The sequence below is a fragment of the Kitasatospora sp. NPDC002227 genome (genome assembly GCF_040296285.1).
Taxonomy (GTDB): domain Bacteria; phylum Actinomycetota; class Actinomycetes; order Streptomycetales; family Streptomycetaceae; genus Kitasatospora.
Genome location: NZ_JBEOWY010000066.1, coordinates 1 through 18,308 on the forward strand (window position 1 = coordinate 1; position 18,308 = coordinate 18,308).

Below are 18,308 nucleotides of genomic sequence, written 5' to 3' on the forward strand. Positions count from 1 at the left end.
GGGCCAAGGAGCCCAACGACCACGGCCTGCGCGAGGGCGACGCCGAGCTCAAGCGCCCGGCTACGCCGGGTAACCACGGGCCTTCGGCCCGGGTTGCTTGCGCCTTCGGCGCTGCGCGGCGGCTTCGCCGCCGGTACTGCCCCGGCCTTCGGCCGGGGGCCTCGGGCTTCGCCCGTGGCCTGCCCGCGCTGCGCGCGGGCGGGGCCCGGCTGCGCCGGCCTGGATCGGGCTGCGCCCGATCGGCGCGGGGGTGGCGGGTGGTTGGGTGGGGTTGGGTGGCGGGGGGTCAACTCCGCGCTTCGCTGCGGAGTTGGGTGGGTGTCAGGGTGGGGCCTTCGGCCCTTGGTCGGTGGGGGTGAGGTTCGGGCTTCGCCCGGGCTGACTGGGGTGGCGGGGTGGGGCGCTTCGCGCCTGGGTGGGGTGGGGAGGTGATGGGTGGTCATGGGGTGGGGTCACTCGTTGGGGTGGTGGAGGGGCGGGCTTCGCCCGTTCTCGTGCATCAAAGACAGAGGCCCGCTAGACTTTGGCTTGTTGGTAGGGCCCCGATCCGGACCCGAAACGCGGGTGAAGTACCTCAAAACGGGCCCGTCGATTGCTCTTGAAATCAGCTCTGGAGAACGCGGAGGGAAGCGTGGTGAACGGCGGAGATGGCCTGGTCGACGCACCCGTTGGTGACGGGGGCTCCGAGGGAGACGTCGAAGGGCTGACGGTCGAACAGGAGGCGGAGCTGGACATGCTGGAGGCCAGGATAGTGGCCCTGATGCTATTGATCCGCACCCAGGGACGGGGCTCCCGGCACTGGGACGCGGCGTGGACTGACCTGCGCCAGGCCAGGCTCCAGTGGGATCACGTCCTGGGGTTCGCTGAATAGCTAGGCCCGTTCAAAAAAGGCTCGGCTCTGGTTCGTCTCTGCATCGCACAATTTCCGGGAAGGGAAATCGCCGTCATGATGAAAAAACTGCGTCCGCACCAGGAAGAGGCGTGCGATTCGGCAGTACGACTTCTGACGCTGCCCGCGTCGGGTCTGGTGCCGCCGGAGGGGCTGCGGTGCCAGATTCGGGCGGCGACGGGCTCGGGCAAGTCGCTGACGGCCGTGCACGTCGCCTCGCGGCTCCACGCCGAGCGGACGCTGGTGATCGTGCCCTCGCTGCCGCTGCTGGAGCAGACGGTGGAGGTCTGGCAGCGGGAAGGGCGCGGCGGCCGGATGGTCGGGCTCTGCTCTCTGGCAGGCAACGAGCAGCCGGTGGGCTTGCGGTGCACCACCGATCCGGCGGAGCTGGTGGCCTGGACGAAGGGCCCGGGACGAGTGACGGTGTTCGCCACCTACGCCAGTCTGGGCCTGGGCCACCTGGAGAAGGCGCACGAGGCCGGCCTTCCGTCGTGGTCGCTGGCGGTGGTGGACGAGGCGCACCGGGTCTCCGGGCAGGCTGGGCGGCCGTGGGCGGCGATCCTGGACAACGCGCGGATTCCGTGTGACCGGCGGTTGTTCATGACGGCCACGCCGCGCCTGTGGGCGGTGAAGGAGACGGATCGGTTGCGGGTGGCGGCGGCCGGGATCGAGTCGGCCGAGCTGATCGCCAGCATGGACGACGAGGCGCTGTTCGGGCCGGTTGCCCACGACTACCCGCTCGGGACCGCGATCTCGGACGGGGTGATCGCGCCGTACCGGATCGTGTGCGTGGACGTCTCCGATCCCGTTCTCCAGGGCCTGGAGCAGCGCGGTGCGCACGAGATGTCGGTCGAGTACCGCGGGGCCCGGCTGGCGGCCCTGCAGACCGCTCTGCTCACGGCGTGTGCGGAGTGGGACCTGAGCCGGGTGCTGTCCTTCCACCACATGGTCGCCGAGGCCCGGGCACTGAGCACCGGCCTGGGCGACGTCGCCAAGGTGCTGTGGGAGCAGGACCCGGCGTTGCACCCCGACCCGGAGCTGGTCGGCACGACGTGGCTGGAGGCCGAGCACACGCCGGCCGAGCGGCGGGCCGTGCTGGGCACGTTCGCCTCGCTGATCCGGGAGGACGGGTGGCGGCTGCTGCGGTACGTCCTGGCCTCGGTCAAGGTCTTGAGCGAGGGCGTGGACACCTTCGACTGCGACGCGGTGTTCTTCGCCGACGTACGCGGGTCCATGGTCGACCTGGTCCAGGCCGTCGGACGGGCGCTGCGCATGCACCCGGGCAGCGGGAAGGTGGCCACGATCGTGGTGCCGGTGCTGCTGGGCGCCGGCGAGAACGGCGACCAGTTGCTCACCTCCCGGGCCTACGACGGGCTGAGCAAGCTGCTGATGGCGCTGCGTGCGCACGACGCGGCCGCCGTCGAGCGCCTGGCGCTGCCGCAGTCCGAGAGCCGGCCGGCGAGGGAGCCCCGGCATGCCGGGGAACCGGAGGAGTTCCGCTCTGCTGGCGGGGAGGCGCAGCTGCTGCAGTTCTCCACCCAGCGCGACCCGGCGGTCATCGCCGCGTTCATCCGCACCCGGGTGCTCGAGCCGGAGCGGGCCGAGTTCCGGCGAGGCCTGGAAGAGCTGCGCGCCTACCGGAAGACGTTCGGCGACGTGAAGGTGCCCTACGCCTACGCCGCGCCGTCCGGGCACCGGCTGGGGGTGTGGGTGGCCGACCAGCGCCGGTACAAGGCCGCCGACGTCCTCGACCCGGAGCGGGTGAAGGAGCTCGACGAGCTGGGCATGGTGTGGTCGGCGTTCGACACGGCCTTCACCGACAACCTGACCGCGGTGGCCGGGTACGCGGCCGAGCACGGGCACCTCTGCCCGCCCAATGAGGCGGTGTGGGGCGGTCGGCCGGTCGGGACCATCATGAAGAACCTGCGCACCGCGCAGCGGCGCACCGAGGCGCTCCAGCGGCGGGCGGCGGCCGGGGAGACGGGGCTTGACTGGACGGGGGCGCTGACTGCCGAGCGCAAGGCCGCGCTGGACGAGATCGACGCGGCTTGGTGCCCGGCCTGGTCGGTGGAGTGGCAGCGGTGCTTCGCCCTGGCTTGGCGGCACGTCAAGGAGGGCGGGACGCTGGCCGGGGCCGAGCCGGGCAGCGTCGTCGTCCAGGGCGAGGACCTGGCTGGGTGGGGCCGTGTGCAGCAGGTCGGGTGGGACAAGCTCGCCCCGGCGCAGCAGTGGGCGCTGGAGCACGTCCTCGGGCTGGGGCCGCTGCCCGAGGAGGAGAAGCCGGCGGGGAAGGTCTCGCACGCGGAGAAGGAGGCCCGGAACCTCGCCGCTGCCGCGCAGTACCGGGAGCGGGAGGGGCACCTGAACGTGCCGCGCAAGCACAAGGAGCCGCTCGCCTTGGACGACGGCAGCGTGGTGGAGATCAGCCTGGGGCTGTTCATCGCCAACAGCCGCAGCCGCCGCGGCGACATCCCCGCCGCCCGCGCCGCGCGGCTCACCGAGCTCGGGATGCGTTGGGAGTAGGCCGGGGGCTGGCCGCGGACCGGCGGTGCAACGCGCCCAGCTGCAACGCGGCCCGGCCGCTGTCCGGGTGAGGTGAAGGCCCAGTTCAGGGGTGCAACGCGGAGTCTCGCGTTGCACCCCGCGTTGCGCTCGGAGCCTGTCGCGCCGAGCTGTCGCGCCCGGACCACACACGGGGGTAAGCACCCATTCGCGCAGGTCACACCACGCGACAGCACCCCACGCGACAGGGGGTCGCGACAGCACCCGCGACAGCCTCCGGGCATCGGCGCTCACGCGGCGCGGTTCTTCACCGGGTAGAGCTCAGCGTGCCGCACCCGATCCTTCCACCACGGATCCGCCGGGGCGGAGACGCGGGCGGCCAGCAGCTCGCGCCGGGTCGGGGCGGGCAGCACCAGCGGTCCCAGCTCCTGATCCTCCCGGTCGCTCTCGCAGTGCGGGCACTCCAGCCGGTCGGGGCCGGCCTTCTCCTTCAACTCCAGGGACGAGCCCGCCTTCCCGCCGATCGAGCCCCGGCACGTCCAGCACGGGCGCAGCTTCGCGTTGGCCTCGCGGGCTGCCTCCAGCTGTGCCTGGGCCTGGGCTTCCCGCTCCTGCTCGCGCCGCTGTTGCTCCTTCTCGTGGCAGGACCAGCAGAGGCCGCCCGGGCGGCGGGTCCAGGTCTGTCGTCCCTTGGGGCCGTACTCCTGGGTGCTCTCCCAGTAGGGGACGTTCCCGCAGTCGGCGCAGGCAAGGGTCTTCATCAGTTCCTGGTGCTCCTCTTCGGCCTTCTTCTCCCGGGCCTTCTGGCGCTCGTCGTACGCGGCGCGGGTGTCCGGGCTCTCCAGCGCCTCCAGCAGGGAGTAGCGGACTTCGTCGCGGCCGTAGCGCCACCACACGGGGCCCATCGGGCCGTGCTCGGCCAGCAGCTCCAGAGTGGTGGCGATGACGGGCACCGCGTCGTCGTACTCGCGCCAGCCGTCCCCGCCCGCGTTGTCGGAGCGCATGGTCCACCAGGAGCCGCCCCAGGCGTCGCGCGCCAGGTCCCTCACCTTCTGCTGGCGGTTGGCCAGGGCGACGGGTCCGGCGTCGGTGACGACTAGGGCGACGGGCGGGTACCCGGGCCGGGTGTGGCCGGGGTAGGCGCGGCGCCACCAGTGCACCGTGCGGTCGGCGGCTGCTTCGTCGGAGCGGGCCGGGTCGTTGTCGCGGACCTTGACGCGGAACAGCTCGCGGTAGGCGGCGAACTTCGCGGCCACCCGCTCCGGTGCCATGGTCGAGCGGTCGACCTCCACCATCAGCACCGGCACCCCGATCTCCGGGGCCTGCCACACCGCGTCTGGGCGCACCTTCCGGCGGCCGCCCGGCAGGACGAACTCGACCTCGGTCGACCAGTCGGTGATGGTGCCGACGCCGCCAGGGGCGTCCGGCGCGGTGCCGCCCAGGATGAAGGCGAGCACGGTCTCGTTGACCGCCATCGCGTGCTGCGCGCCGGAGCGGCCGGCGCCGCGGGCGGTGGAGCCCATGTCGGAGCGGGGCACGCCGAGGACGTGCGCGGCCGCCTCCAGCCCGGCGGTGCCTTCCAGCCGCCAGGTCTTGTGCCGGGCCTTGGTGTTGCCGTCGGAGGCGACCAGGCTGTGCAGGGCGAGATCGCGCAGTGCCTGCCGGATCGCCGTGTTCGAGGCCGCGCCGGGGCGCAGGAGGCGCTGGAGTTGGTCGGCGGTGGCGACCTTGAGGACGCCGAGCGCGCTGAGGACGTCGGCGCGCAGGGCGTTGGTCGAGCCGTTCGGGTTGGCCGCGCCACGGCGGTACGCGGTGCGGCCTGGCCGGGACGGCTTGGCAGGTTCGGCGGTGTCGGCCTGGTCGTCGTGGTCGGCGGGCTGAGCGAGGCTCTGACGGGTGCTCACAGGCTTCTCCCGAGGGTCGCGGTCGGGCGTTGCCTTCGAGGAATATCCGGCGCTCCTGACAGCGGCCAAGCCCGTTCCTGGGCCGCGTGCCGCGTCCTGTCCACCCACCCCTGATCCGGCCCCCGCCGCCGCCCCCAACCAGCGAGCGGCCGGCACCAGCCGGACGCGAAAAAAGAAAAAGCCCACCGCAGGTGCCACAACCCGAACCGACCAACCGACAACGCCACAACCACAGACCAAAACCAAAAGCAGAAAGACGGGAGAAGAGGGTTGTCAGAACCGGTGCGCGGCCCGGATCCGGGCCCTGAGCTGCGCGGCTTTCCCCTCCGAGCGCGAGGCGGCCGGTAGGGGCAGCGGAGGGGGAAACGGCAGGGGGAACGGAAGCGCTCCGGCCAAACTCACCGGGGTCACCAAGGTATCGGTGAGTTTCTTTGATGGCCCACCAAGGAAACTAACCGGCACCTTGATGGGCCATCCATGCAGGTCACAGACATGCCAGCCGGGCCGCCAAGGATCCTAGGATAGGGACTGGTTAGCGGACGGGATTACGGACCGCATTTCGGACCGGTGAGAAGACCGGTTAGCTTGGAAGCGAGAGTTACCAGATCGTTATGAAAGTGCCCCATTGGTATCAAGAAATCCGGTGAGTTTTGTGGGGTTCCATTCTCCGAGCACGGGACAAGCCCGCGCCTCGGATTGAGGGAGCACATTCGTGCACGGGGATCTGGAGACCGACCACGACGTTCTGGTCACGCTGCACCGCTTCACGCTGGCGACCGCCGAGCAGCTCCACCAGCTGCACGGCGGCACCGCCCTGATCAAGCAGACGCAGAAGCGCCTGACCCGCCTGCACACCGAGGGCCTGGCCGACTTCGTGACCCTGCCACAGGCCGGCCGGGCGAAGGCCTGGCACCTCACCGCCCAGGGCGCAGCCGTGGCGGCGACCTTCCCCGAGGCCCGCCGCTCGGACCACCGTGCACCGGACGCCGAGCAACTCGCCGTCCGGCACGGGCGCGAGCACCTGCTCGACATCGGCCGGATCCACGCCGCCTTCGTCGCCGACGCCCGCCGGCGCGGCGAGGCCTGCGGCCCGCTCGACCTCCGGCCCTCTCCCGAGCTGCAGGCCGGCGACGGCGTGTACCGGCCCGCCGCCGAACTCGCCTACACCGCGGGCACCGGCGACGAGCGACACCGGCTGCGGGCCTTCATCGAACGCCACCGTCCCGGCGTCGGCGCCGAGGAGACCACGGCGCAGCTGGCGGCCTGCGCCGCGCTGTGGGAGCAGCCGGCACCGGATGGTCGGGGGCAACGGTGGGAGCGGCTGTGGCGGTCGTTCCCGCGGCTGCTGGTGGTCCTGGTCGGCACGACGGCCGCCGAGGTGCGCTCGGCGGTGGCGGACCTGCGCCTGGCCGCCGAGGAGCGGCCGGTCGTCACCGAGATGCTCACCGCCGTCCCGGCTGGCGCCGCCCGCCTCGAGGACCTGGTCCAGCGGGGTCCCGCCGCTCCGGTCTGGCACCCGCTCGTCGGCGAGAGTCGGCGGCCGTGCGGGTGGACGGAGCTGTAGGCGCGGGGCGGGAGCAGCGCGCCAGCCCACCGGGCTGCGGGCAGCTCTTTACGCCGTGGCGCGCGGCAGCAGGTGGCCAGTTGCTCAGTCGAGGTCAGCGGAGGCCAGGGCCACCGCGAGCACCAGGTACGGGGCGGCTTGTAGGCACTGCTCGGCCATCATGCTCGGGTCGGACGCCTTGCTGGCTTCGTTCAGCGCCAGCAGCCCGGCACCGATGGCGGCGTCGAGCGCCGCGTCCAGGACCTCGGAGGCCGTGAACTCCCCGCAGGCCGCCAGCTCGTGCACCAGGGCGGCGGCCTTCGTCGGGTCGTCGCGCCACAGCTCGGCGACCTGGTCGCCGGCGCCCGCCAGGTCGATGGCCGCGCTCTGTTCCGCGGTCGGCAGCGGCACGGGCCAAGTCGCTCCGGGTTCCTCCACGATCTCCTGTGCCCGCGCCAGCGCCACCCTGGCGGCGTTCGTCCGCTGGGCCTGCTCCCTCTCCTGCGCGACGGCGGCCGGCCACCGGGCGTCGTCCTCGGCCCGGGCCGCCTCCAACAGCGGAGCGGCCGTGTGGCTGAGGTAGACGACCGGCAGGGGGTCCACCACGATCGCCTCCTGCCCGGGCGGGGCGTCCGCGACCGGTTGGTACAGCGCCTGCGCCGCTGTGGCGCAGGCCCCGACCGTGGTGGTGAGCGCGGCGATCAGCCGGGCGTGGCGGCGTCGGCGGGCGGGCAAGTCCAGGCGGGCGGGAGTCGCGGTCACGCCTCGCACTATGCCGCGCCGCACCTGCCTGCGACGTCCGTTCCCGTGAACATCGTGCGGGTTGTCAGCGCCACTGGTAGGACGCGCCAGTCATCGCCGGGAGCAGCACCGGGCCGCCCGCGGCCGCGTCGGGCCGGAGGGCCTGGCCGAGGATGGCACCGATGTCCGGGTACAGGTGGAGGCGGGCCGCGTCGGCCGCTGGCAGCCACACCACCGGCGCCCGGTCGGGGTCGTCCTGCTCGACCGCCGAGACGACCTCCACCAGGTGGTCGGGCAGGTGGGCGGTGAAGACCAGGTGCCGGCGCCGGAACGGCTCCGTCTCACCCGGCCGCTCGGTCTCCTGGTCCTGGACGAAGCGCAGCACCGGCGGCACGGGCAGCACCGCCAGGTCGAGGCCGAGCTCCTCGATGAGCTCCCGGCGCAGCGCGGCCTCGGGCTCTTCGCCGTCCTCGACCAGACCGCCGGGCAGCGAGTGCTGGAGGCCGGCGTCCCGGTGGCGGCGGATCAGGCAGAGGCGGCCGTCGTGGACCAGGACCGCGCACACCCGCACGGGGATCCGCGCGGTCACCGTCCGGTGGCCGGGTCGCCGCCGTCGTCGGGCAGGGTCGGCAGCGGCCAGGACGGATCCGGTGCCCAGGTGGGCCAGCCGGCGGCGAACGGTCCAGTGCGGTTGTCGAGCATGGCGATCGCCCTCCCCTTGGCCTGCTCCACCTGGTGGTGGAGGTAGTCGTCGATCACGCCCAGGCGGCGCAGCTGGCTGTACTCGTCGCGGTCCTTCCAGTGGTGCCCCGACTGGTCGGGGGTGACGACGAGGTCCAGGCACAGGTCGAGGGTGTCGATACCGCCGGGGCGGCGCTGGTAGGGCTTCTCGAAGTTCACGTACCAGCGCAGCGGCTCCTTCGTGACCGCGTCCTGGAAGCAGTGCACGGAGAACCACTCGCCAGCCAAGAAGTGGGACAGCAACTCGGTGCCGGTCCACTGGTAGCGGCCCAGCGCCCAGGTGCCCGCCGCCAGGTCCTCCAGGCCCTGCTTGCGGGTGGTGTCGTCGCCGGTTCGCGTCGCGGTGATCCAGGTGGTCGGGGCCAGGCTCTCGATCCCCGGCCAGTAGGCCAGGGTCAGCACATGGCCGGTGTCGTCGATCACCCGCTGGGGCATCGCGGTCCACACGCGGTCGGCGTGGACGTCGCGGCGCAGCACGGTGGTGCCGGGCTGGAACAAGTTGGTGTCGGTCACGGTGACAAGCCTTCCCGGCGGCGGGGCCGGGAAGTCCGCTCGAAGGTGTGACGGCGGGTCAGAGTGCGGGGGTGGAACTGCTCGATCACCTCGGTCGCCCCCAGGTTCGGCAGACGGGCTCGTGCCAGGTCGTCCGGACGACCATCCCGCCCGGCGTCAGGTGCTCGCTCGACCAGGTCCGACAGCACTGACTGCCGCCCGGCCGGGCCGGAGCCGGCGACCATCCGGCGCGGGCCTGCGAGGCGGGCGCGGACGTAGTGGGCGCGGCCGGACGGCGGCGACGGCGGCGGGACCGGGTGGGAGTCGTCATGCCGAAGGCTCTGCCCACCCGACCGCCGCACCGAACCCCGACGCCACCCGGACGGCGTACCGTAGTCCGTTCTAACCGGCCGCTGACCTGCGACGACACCGGAAACTCACCGGCTGCGGGGCGAAACTCGCCGGGCCGGGCAGGCAAACTCACCAGCGGCCCCGGGGCGAAACTCCCCAGTGCAGGTCAGCGGGGGTGCCGAAACTCCCCACCGCAGGTCAGCGGCCTGCACCAGGGACAGGGCCGGGTCAGGACCGGCGCCACCAGGAGCTGGTGCGCTTCGCCTCGGCGGCCGCGGCTTCGGCGGCGGCCTGTTCGCGCTCGGCGGCCTCCCGTGCCTTCTGGTCGGCGTCGGCCTGGCGGCAGTCGGCGCACAGCCCGTCGTCGTTCCAGCCCCGTTCCTTCTCCTCCCACCGTTCGTCCGAGAACTTCGCCGAGCAGCGGCGGCAGGCCGGACGGCGCCGCTCCCGCTCCGCCGCATCCCGCGCCCGGCGGGCCCGATCCGCCTCCGCCCGCTCGACGGCCAGCAGCTCGTCGCCGTCCGGGTTGTCGAGCGCGTCGGTGAGGGTGTGCCAGCCGTCTCGGCCGAAGCGGTACCAGATCGCCGCGTCGGCCCCGTGGCGGCGCAGCAGCGGCAGGGTGGTGGCGACGACGGGCAGGGCGCGGTGGTGGTCGCGGGCGTGGACGGCGTCGCCGCCGTACGCGGGCGCGTGCCAGATGTCCTCGGAGGCGTTCTCGACCTCGGTCATGCGGTTGAGCAGCCGCTCGTGGTCCCGCTTGGCCTTCTCCTTCTTCTGCTGCGGGGTGAGCTGCTTGGCGCCGGGGCGGTCGCGCTTGCGGCCGGCCTCCAGGACCAGGGCGACCGGCGGCAGTCCCTCGCGGCCGGTCGGCGGGTAGACGGTGGGCCACAGCCGCAGGCCGTGCGTGCGGGCGCCCCGGCGGCGCAGCGAGGCCTCGAAGGCGGCCTTCGCCGTGCCCTTCGCCGGGAGCTCGCACCAGGTGCGGTAGGAGGTGAGCTTCTCCACGAGCGTGCCGACGCCTTCGTTCTCGCGGTCGACCTCGACCAGGAGTACCGGCACGTCCGAGCCGGGGTCGCGCAGCACCAGGTCGGTGAACAGGGAGCGGCGGTGCGGGATCGGGTGCTCGACCTCGGTGGTGAACGCCTCTAGGTACCCGAGTCCGGCGCGGGCGAGGAGGCCGGCGGTGGCGACGACGTCCAGGGCGTGCTCGGAGTACGCCGTTGCCCGGCCGTCGCGCTCGGTGCGCAGCTTGGACAGCTTCGTCCCGGCCGGGAGCAGCTGGGCGGCTTCGCGGCGGCCGGCTGCGGTCAGGGTCCACAGCTTGCGGTTGTCCGGCAGGCGCAGCTCCTCCCGCACCCTCCCGGCGGCCGCCAGGTCGACCAGGGCGTCGCGGGTGGCCTTGTCGTTCCGCTGTCCCGGCAGGACCAGATGCCAGAGCTCACGAGCGGTGGCGCGCTGGAACAGGCCGAGCGACACCAAGACTCCACGCCGCACCGGTTCCGTCGAGTCCGCCTTCCACCGCACCTCGGCAGCGGCAGGAAGAGGGTTGTCGCCCCGGCTTCGGCCCCTTGTCCGGGGCTGCTGGCCTGCGGAAACGGGCTTAGCGGCTGTGGGGGGCACGGAGGTGCCGGCGGAGGTGCCCGCGGAGGCGGCGCCGGGCTCCTTGTCCTGGTCGGGCGAGGCCTTCGCCTGGCGGTCGGTCGGGTGGTCGGCGGCCTGGTCGCCGTCGTCCGGACCGGGCGCGGCGAGCGAGGTGGTGGTCATCAAGGTGGCCTTCCGTCAGCAGGAAGCCGGGGCCTGCGCGATGGCCGGCCCGGCACCCGGACCGGCGCCCGGGTGCGGCCGACACTGCACACCACCCCCTTGTCCGCGGTCTGGACACACCCCTTGTCCGACCGCTTGACCAGCGTGTTGTCCCGCCCGATTCGCCCTGGTCAAGGGCCTTGTCCTCCCGGTATGTCCGTGACCGACACCACAGACCGTCAGGCCGCGCGCCCAGGAGCCGACGCGCGCGGTGCGGGTGCGCGCGGACCGCGCGGTGCGGTGCGGACGCGCGCGGTGCGGGTGCGGGGCGAAGTCCGCGCGGCGGTGCGGGTGCGGGTGCGCGCGGTGCGGTGCGGGACGAGGGCGCACCGGCCGGTGCGGTGCGGTCGCCGGGCTTCCTCCGGCACCGCGCGCGGCACTTTGTCCAGGGGAAATGCGCCGTTGTCCAGGGGAAACGCGCGGCCGCACCAGTGCGGCGGACCACCGCGCGACGCACTCTGCAGGGCCTGTCCATGGGCGCGCCGCGCGCTGCTGGGACTGTCCATCGCGCGCGGGCCGGCGCGCGGTGCGGGCGAGGTCCGCATGGTGCGGTGCGGTAGCGGCGCGACTACCGCACCGGCCTTTGCGGGTGCGGTGCGGAAGCCGACGCGGTGCGGAAGCCGCCGTGCGGTGCGCGCGGAGCCCGCGCGGTCTGTCCATGGGCGCGCCGCGCGCTGCTGGAGCTGTCCATCGCGCGCGGGCTGGCGCGCGGCCGCGTCGGCCAGGCCCGGCCTACCAGCGGGTGACGTGTTCCCCGAGCGCGCGGCGCAGCAGGGCGAGGGCGGCGTCGGCGGTCGGGCAGAGCAGGGGTTCGCCGCTGGCGGCGTCGGCGACGATGCTGCTGTCGATCAGGGCAGTCCAGGTGCCGCGCTGGACGTCGTACTCCTCGATCCAGCCGACCGGGCGGCCGTCGCGCTGGAGTTCCTGGACGCCTGGGTGGTCGGGCCAGATGAGGCGGATCAGGCCGTCGGCGAGGGGGTAGCGGGTCGGGATGCCCAGGCCGCGGTCGGAGGGCGTGCTCCAGCCGGTCGGGCGCTTGAGGGCCAGGCGCGGCACGCCGGCCACCGCCCGCTCGGCGGCCAGCCGGGTGGCGTGTGCGCGCTGGAGGGCGTCCAGGGTGTCGCCGACGGTGCGGTGGGTGCGGGTTCCGCTGGCGGGGTCGGTCAGGATCACGGCGGCCTGCTCGCCTTGGTGCTGGGCGGCGATGTGGCCAGCCTCTCCCCACGGGCCGTCCGGAAGCGGCGCGGTCCAGCCGACCGGCTGGCCCTGGTAGAGCAGTTGGTGGACGTCTTCGGCCTGCGGGTCGTCCCAGGAGGCGGCCAGCCAGCCCTCGCCGAGGGCCGGGCTCAGGTCGTACAGGCGGTCCGGCTCGCCGAACCGGACGCTCGGGTTGGTGCACGCGGCGCGGCGCAGCGTCTCGAAGTCCTCCGGCCGCTGGCGGGTCGGGGCTGTGCGTGCCGGCACCCGTGTGGGTGGCCGAAATTCGGGTCGGTCCGAAACAGCGGGTGCCGCCGCCTGCGCCAGGGCGGGCGTCTTTTCGGATCGGTCCGAAACAGTCGGCTCGGTCGAGGGCGTGGCCGGGGCGGGATTTTCGGACCGGCCCGAAAATCCCGGTGCGGCGGGCTGCTCGGCCAGGACCTTGGGGTCGACCCGGGCCAGGATGTCCGGGCGCGTGAGCATCTCCTCGGCCCGGCGCAGCAGGCGCTGCTGCTCGGTCAGGTCGGGCCAGCGGATCTCGTCCCGCGCGTCCTCTGCGGCCGCTACCGTCCGGGCGCTCAGTGTCCCGTGCAGGCGGTGGAACTCCTCGTACGCGGCCACCGGGTCGGCGTCCACCGCGTCCAGGAACGCGCGGGCGGCGTCCACGGCCGCCTCCGCGCACCGCAGCACCTCCGCCCGCGGGCCCTCGCCGGACCGGACGGCGTCGGCCTTGAGCTTGTCCCGCGCGGCCTTGGACTTGCACGCCGTCGAGCAGTACTTCGACCGGCGCCCGCGCTTACCGGGCTCCGGTGTCGGCACCGTCTTCCCGCACCCCACCCGCAGGCACACTTCGCCCGACGCCACCTCGAACAGCACGTCAGAGGCGCCGGAATTTCGGACCGATCCGTTTTGCATGCCCGGATCGTAGCTCTGGCGATCACCCAGGCCCCAGCCCATTACGGACCGATCCGAAACTCACCGCCGCGCGGCGGCCATCAAGGAACCCTGATTGCGGACCGGTCCGAAAATCCCCGCTGCTGCTGGTGCAGCGGCGGACCGGGCTGCATCCGCTGCTGCATGCAGCAGTGCAGCAGGAGCCGGACGTGCTGCTGCACCAGGTGCTGCATGTTGTCCCGCTGCCCGGTGCAGCAGCGCTGCATGTTGTCCCGTCACCAGGCGTAGCCGCCTACCCCCTTGTCCTGCTACCCGCGGCCCCCTTGTCCGGGGTTGTCCCGGCGCAACCGCCAGGGTTGTCCCCGGTGAGGTGGTCTCGGCCCGCAGCAGGGCCAGCCCTAACCGGACGAAGGCCGGGCGGCCTCAGCCCGGATCCACCAGTCCTTGAGCTGAGCCTCGGGGTATGCGCGGGCCCGGCTGCCGATCACTTCCTGGCCCTCAGGGAAGTCGACTCCACGGCGCGCGGCCTGGCTCTTGCGTGCGCGTACCGCGTTGGCCTTCACCGGCAGGATTCCCGCGGCACAGGCCTGCTCGATCGTGAACAGCCGCTCCGTCGGATCAGCCTCGATCGGGTCCCTCTGCGACACCACCTTGGGGGCGGAGAGCTTGGCCAGCCGGACGTTGTCTGGCATCACCGGCACCAGGCCTGCCAGCGCGGACGCGAGTGCCTCGGCCGGGCATCTCGCCTCAACCGCCCGGGCAGTCCATTCCGCCACCTCGGAATCCGCCTGCCGAACAAGTTCAACAGCCCGGCGCCGCCGCCGAACGGCACCTACCAGTTCCTCCAGCGCCCGCTCTATCTCCACACACGTCCAACGCGCCACCGCCGTCTTGGACACGCTGGCAAGGCTCACGAGGCGCAGCACCGGTCGGTGCAGCACGCGCTGCTGCTGCACCGTCGGAAGCAGCAGCAGGGTGTAGCAAGGGTCGTCTTGCTGCTACCCGTGACCGGCCGGGCCGCGCGCCGGTTGCACCCGGCATGACGACCTCTGCGCTGTCCGCGCCGCCGCTGCACTCCTCCGCCCACGACGACAACGTTCCCAACGGGGAGGACCAGGCGCAGCGCGCGGCCGAGCTGGCGGCGCTGCACCGGGCCGCCGACGCGGGGGAGGAGGCGGCCGCGTGGGTGCGGCAGCTGGCCGGGCGCCAGGGCGAGGAGGAGCACGGCCGGCTGCTGGAGCGGGTGGCCGAGGCGATCGTGAAGGCGAGTAGCCGCGAGATCATCCCGGGCAGCGACGGCCTGCTGACGGAGGAGCTGCGCTACACGCTGGCCGCGGACGTGGTGCTCGGGGCCTCGCACACCACCGGCACGCTGCCAGAGCTCCACCCCGGCGAGCGGATGCCGCTGATCGCCGTCTGCTCGATCGCCGCGACCCTCCCGTCCTGCGTGCTCGGCGACCTCGTCCGCGAGGTCGAGGTTCTGGCCGCCGAGATGGAGGCCGCCACCGACGCAGGCCGGGCCGCCGAGCTGCCCGCGGCCGGATGAGCCGGACCGCCCGGCGCGGGCTCGCCCCGGACGCCACCGGGCGGGCGCTGTCCCACACGGTCCGAGCGCCCCGCACCCGGTTGCCGTGGTCGCCCGCAGCCCTCGAGGCCGAGTTGCACATCGCGCTGGCCGCCTACGAGGAGCGGGCCGCCGTGTGGCGGGAGGCGTTCGAGGACCTGGACGACGACGTCTTCGCCGAGGCCGCCGTCGAGGCCCGGGCGTTCGGTGCCGACCCGGCGGCCGCCGTCGACGAGCTGGTGCGCGGCCTGCTCGGGCAGTTGGCCGACTGGCAGCAGGCGATCGGCGAACTCGGCCGCGCGCTCACCACGGCGGTCCACGGTCGGCCGCTGCCCGACTGGGCTGCCGACGCCGGCCGCACCGAGGATGTCCGCTGGCGCCGCGCCCGCCAGGCGCTGCTCGAGGCCGTCGCCCGCCACCACCACGGCCACCTGCCCGCCGGGCCGGGCGACCGGCCGTGGTGATCACCACCGCCCGGCGCGCGGGAGAATGGGCCGGGTGACCAGCACCCAGCCGCGCGGCATAGGCTCCCTGATCCCCACCCGCACGCAGGCGACGCCCGGCGAGAAGGCAGCCGCCCAGCTCTTGCACCTGCGGGAGGCGACCGTTGCCGTGCCGGTCCTCGCCGCGGCCGCCGAGCTGATCGCCCCGCAGCTGGAGGACCCGGACCCGGCCACCCGCGAAGCCGCCGGCGCCGTCCACGCCCGGCTGCTCGCCGCCATCGAGGACGCCGCACCCGGCCGGTAACCGCCCGGATGTCCCAGCTCTGTCCCAGCACTCCCGCTACATGCTCCCACCAGGCAAAACAGGGTGGGACAGTCCCAGATCCGTCCCAGCAAAACGCCCGAAACGGACACCCTGAGACACAGGTAGGACAGAGCTGGGACAGCCTGTCCCAACCCCGAAGCCGGGCGCCATGCGAGGCGCAGCCCGGCCGGTCCCGGGAAGCAGGGGGTGTGTTCTCCGGGACCGGCCGGTGGGAGGTCAGCAGCGCCGGGGGCCGGGGGCGCGGCTGCTCTGCTCGGCGGCCCGGTGGTGCTGTGGTGGGGCCGCCGTGCCGGGAATGTTAGGCCTCGGACGCCGGGGTGAGAAGTGTTCTGACCTGGGATTTTTCGGCCGCGAACATGCCATCTGCAAGGCATGGACCGGGTGCGTCAAAGGGGGTGTGCTCCGGCGTCCGGTGCGCCACGATGACGCGATGGACGACACCCAGGCGATGGTCGACTTCCTGCGCGACAAGTACCGCGACCGCATCCACACCGCGGAGAGCATTCACAACGGGGTGGTCACCGGCCGCATCCCCGCCTTCGACGGCGACCGCCGTAAGCACGCGAGCCTCACCCTGCAGTCCGTGCACGAGGCTCAGGCGATGCTGGAGCTGTTCGAGACCACCATCGTGGCCCACCTCGGCACCGCCGGCCCCATGGGCGCCATCGCCGATCAGCAGCTGCGTATCCTCGCCCGGCCGTTCCTGTAGCCCGGGCAACGCGTTCCCCACCCCGGCCGCGGGAATGAGCCGGACATGGACGAGGACCAGGAGCAGGCCGGCCCGGTCGACGCGGCTCGCGCCCGGGAACTGACCGAGCAGCTGCGCACCGCGATCGAGGACGTCCGCGCCGCCGTCCTGGTCCTCGCCCGCCGGGTCCGCGCCGCCCACCAGGCCCGTGTGTGGACCGTGCTCGGGCACCCGTCGTGGTCGGCGTACGCGCTCGCCGAGTTCGGGATCGGCCGCTCGACGGCATACCGGCTGCTCGACCTGGCGGCCGTCGCCGAGGCGATCGAGACCACCGTGCAGGCGGAGCTCGGGGTGTCCCACGCGTGGGACAGCACCGACCTGGTCCTGCCGGTTCGTGCGGTCGTCGACCTCAAGGGCCGCACCGCGGAGCTCGCCGATCTGATCGCCGAGCGGCTCACCGACGCTTACGAGGAAGCCGGCGGCGCCGCGCTCCCGGCCGAGCTGGTCGGCGGGATCGTCGCCGCGGCGGTCGCCGAGGTCCGCGCCCGCCCCGACGTCCCGGCCGCTGAGCTGGAGATGGGCCCCGTCCCGGACGGCATCACCGCCGAGGCCTGGCGCCGCCACGTGAGCACCGGGCGAGACCTGGCTGCCCAACAGCGCGCTGCCCAGCACCGCATCGGCGTCCTCGCCCTCGAGGTCTCCCCGGCCTATGTCTCCGACCGCCAGGCGACGGAGATCCTCGCCCGCGTCGCCAACGACATCGGCATCACCGCCGAGGAGATCCTCGCCTGCCGCCGCTACGCCATCTCCGGGGACGTCCGGGCGATGGACGGCTGGTAGCAGCGGCTTCTCGTCGGCGGCTCAGTCCTCCGGAAGGGTCACGACGATCTGGCCTTCGTCGTTGACGCCGTGGATGGCGATGCGGCTGCGGTCGAATTTGTCCCAGTCGCAGCGCAGCCGGAAGACCTTGTGCGCAGGGATCGCGGCGACGTCCTCGGTGGCGGTGAAGTCGCCTTCGCCGAGCAGGAGCAGGACCGCCTGGCGGGCGTCGTGGGGGTCACCGTCGATGACGCGGGCCAGGCGCTGCAGGCTGGTGGTGACCTCCTCGATGCGGCGCCCGTCGGGTTCGAACAGGGCGATGATCTCGAACGAGTCCTCGGAGTAGATGAGGCTCATCCGCAGCTCGCGCTGTACCTGCTCCTCCTCTGGGCTCAGGGGCAGGACCTCGCTCGGGAACGGCAGTGGGCTGGCCGGGTGCAGGCGCAGCTGGCCGGAGCTGTCCGGGATCTCGTGCAACACTTTCGCCGTGACGAGCAGGGTGATGAGGTCGTCGATGGTCTCCAGGGGCGGCAGGCCGTAGTGCGCGGCGTAGCGGGTGGCATCGGCGATATCGCCGGGGAGGGCGGCCAGCGCGTCTTCGTCCATCTCGTCGCCGGTGTCCCAGCAGGAGTGGGTGAGGGCGCCGGCCGGGTTGGCCTTCGTCGCAACGAACGGTCCCAGCTCTTCGCGGGTGAAGGGTGCACCTTCCATGGCGGCGCCGATGAGCAGCAGCATCGTCGCCGTGGGGCGGATCCTTGACCAGCCTCCTCGTGCGGCACGGCGCAGATGCTCCCCGCGCATCTCGTCGTCCGACCAGTCCATCAGCGAGGCCGTCTCGGCCATGGCTCCCCCAAGATCGTTGGCATGCCGTTCGACCGTAGGCTACGCCGCGGTTGGTGAAGTACTGGCTCGGCACCAGGGTGGGCAGGGGCGGGCAGCAACAACTGTGCCCAGGCCGGTAGCTGCTCCGCAGCGTGGCTTGTCGCCCAAACGGCCGATCACCGATCCGGCCGGCTGCTCGTTCTCGCGGGCGTGGGCAGAATCAAGCAGAACAAGCCGCGTAGGGCCAGGGCCGACGGTGTACAGCGGTTCCTCGTCATGGAGGAGCGCTACGACGACGGCGGCGTCTTCAAGTGCCAGTGGCCCGAGGAGTCCCTGGACGAGTACATCCACATCATCATGCGGATCCGGGAGCTCGCCGCCGACCGCAACATCACCCCGCACGAGGCGTTCCTGCTGGTCATGCACGCCAAGTTCGGACTCCCCCAGCCCGAGTGGGTGCAAGAGCACACCTGCCCCGACGACTGCGCGGACTGGATGGCCGGCCGCCCAGGTGCCCGGGATCTCTTCATTCCCCACCAGTGCCCGCCTACCTGGGACCTGATCATCTCCCCGGCGTAGCCGGCGCCCGA

General features: G+C 73.0%; 17 protein-coding genes. 9 read left to right on the forward strand and 8 right to left on the reverse strand.

Features of this window, described 5'->3' with window-relative positions; genetic code table 11:
* Positions 1-631 precede the first annotated feature (631 nt).
* On the forward strand, positions 632-871 hold the full coding sequence (locus ABT095_RS35055; RefSeq protein WP_350533636.1) for a hypothetical protein: 240 nt from the start codon (positions 632-634) through the stop codon (positions 869-871).
* Between the two features lie 78 nt (positions 872-949).
* Positions 950-3,412, forward strand: a complete 2,463-nt coding sequence (locus ABT095_RS35060; RefSeq protein ID WP_350533676.1) for a DEAD/DEAH box helicase — start codon at positions 950-952, stop codon at positions 3,410-3,412.
* A gap of 269 nt (positions 3,413-3,681) precedes the next feature.
* Here ABT095_RS35060 and ABT095_RS35065 read toward each other — a convergent pair whose 3' ends face one another.
* Entirely contained in the window at positions 3,682-5,295 is a 1,614-nt protein-coding gene (locus ABT095_RS35065; protein ID WP_350533637.1) for a replication-relaxation family protein, read from the reverse strand.
* Between the two features lie 712 nt (positions 5,296-6,007).
* Here ABT095_RS35065 and ABT095_RS35070 point away from each other — a divergent pair.
* A complete protein-coding gene (locus tag ABT095_RS35070; protein ID WP_350533638.1) occupies positions 6,008-6,859 on the forward strand; it encodes a replication-relaxation family protein in 852 nt (283 codons plus the stop codon).
* 84 nt (positions 6,860-6,943) lie between these two features.
* On the opposite strand, the gene ABT095_RS35075 is transcribed toward ABT095_RS35070, so the two are convergent.
* The 6 genes from ABT095_RS35075 to ABT095_RS35100 all read right to left on the reverse strand — a co-directional run bounded on the left by ABT095_RS35075 (position 6,944) and on the right by ABT095_RS35100 (position 14,013).
* Entirely contained in the window at positions 6,944-7,600 is a 657-nt protein-coding gene (locus tag ABT095_RS35075; protein WP_350533639.1) for a hypothetical protein, read from the reverse strand.
* Between the two features lie 64 nt (positions 7,601-7,664).
* Entirely contained in the window at positions 7,665-8,144 is a 480-nt protein-coding gene (locus ABT095_RS35080) for an NUDIX hydrolase (RefSeq protein WP_350533640.1), read from the reverse strand.
* A 20-nt stretch (positions 8,145-8,164) separates the two neighbouring features.
* Positions 8,165-8,833 carry a ribonuclease FAU-1 family protein gene (locus ABT095_RS35085; RefSeq protein WP_350533641.1) on the reverse strand — a complete coding sequence of 223 codons (669 nt, stop codon included), beginning with the start codon at positions 8,831-8,833 and terminating at the stop codon, positions 8,165-8,167.
* Positions 8,834-9,391: 558 nt separating this feature from the next.
* Positions 9,392-10,927 (reverse strand): replication-relaxation family protein, encoded by a 1,536-nt coding sequence (locus tag ABT095_RS35090; protein WP_350533642.1) that lies wholly within the window; start codon positions 10,925-10,927, stop codon positions 9,392-9,394.
* Between the two features lie 771 nt (positions 10,928-11,698).
* On the reverse strand, positions 11,699-13,078 hold the full coding sequence (locus tag ABT095_RS35095; protein ID WP_350533643.1) for a hypothetical protein: 1,380 nt from the start codon (positions 13,076-13,078) through the stop codon (positions 11,699-11,701).
* A gap of 377 nt (positions 13,079-13,455) precedes the next feature.
* Entirely contained in the window at positions 13,456-14,013 is a 558-nt protein-coding gene (locus tag ABT095_RS35100; RefSeq protein WP_350533644.1) for a hypothetical protein, read from the reverse strand.
* A gap of 83 nt (positions 14,014-14,096) precedes the next feature.
* Here ABT095_RS35100 and ABT095_RS35105 point away from each other — a divergent pair, with 83 nt between their 5' ends.
* The 5 genes from ABT095_RS35105 (at position 14,097) to ABT095_RS35125 (ending at position 16,917) form a co-directional block, all read left to right on the forward strand.
* A complete protein-coding gene (locus ABT095_RS35105; protein ID WP_350533645.1) occupies positions 14,097-14,603 on the forward strand; it encodes a hypothetical protein in 507 nt (168 codons plus the stop codon).
* On the forward strand, positions 14,600-15,085 hold the full coding sequence (locus ABT095_RS35110) for a hypothetical protein (RefSeq protein WP_350533646.1): 486 nt from the start codon (positions 14,600-14,602) through the stop codon (positions 15,083-15,085). Before ABT095_RS35105 ends, ABT095_RS35110 begins: the two co-directional genes overlap by 4 nt.
* 34 nt (positions 15,086-15,119) lie before the next feature.
* Positions 15,120-15,368 (forward strand): hypothetical protein, encoded by a 249-nt coding sequence (locus ABT095_RS35115; RefSeq protein WP_350533647.1) that lies wholly within the window; start codon positions 15,120-15,122, stop codon positions 15,366-15,368.
* Between the two features lie 451 nt (positions 15,369-15,819).
* On the forward strand, positions 15,820-16,098 hold the full coding sequence (locus tag ABT095_RS35120; RefSeq protein WP_350533648.1) for a hypothetical protein: 279 nt from the start codon (positions 15,820-15,822) through the stop codon (positions 16,096-16,098).
* Positions 16,099-16,143: 45 nt separating this feature from the next.
* The gene (locus ABT095_RS35125) at positions 16,144-16,917 is read left to right on the forward strand and encodes a hypothetical protein (protein WP_350533649.1); all 774 of its coding nucleotides are present in this window, start codon (positions 16,144-16,146) and stop codon (positions 16,915-16,917) included.
* Between the two features lie 21 nt (positions 16,918-16,938).
* Here ABT095_RS35125 and ABT095_RS35130 read toward each other — a convergent pair whose 3' ends face one another.
* Positions 16,939-17,739: a DUF6042 family protein gene (locus ABT095_RS35130; protein ID WP_350533650.1), complete on the reverse strand. Its 801-nt coding sequence runs from the start codon at positions 17,737-17,739 to the stop codon at positions 16,939-16,941.
* Between the two features lie 255 nt (positions 17,740-17,994).
* Here ABT095_RS35130 and ABT095_RS35135 point away from each other — a divergent pair, with 255 nt between their 5' ends.
* Positions 17,995-18,297 (forward strand): hypothetical protein, encoded by a 303-nt coding sequence (locus ABT095_RS35135; RefSeq protein ID WP_350533651.1) that lies wholly within the window; start codon positions 17,995-17,997, stop codon positions 18,295-18,297.
* Positions 18,298-18,308 lie beyond the last annotated feature (11 nt).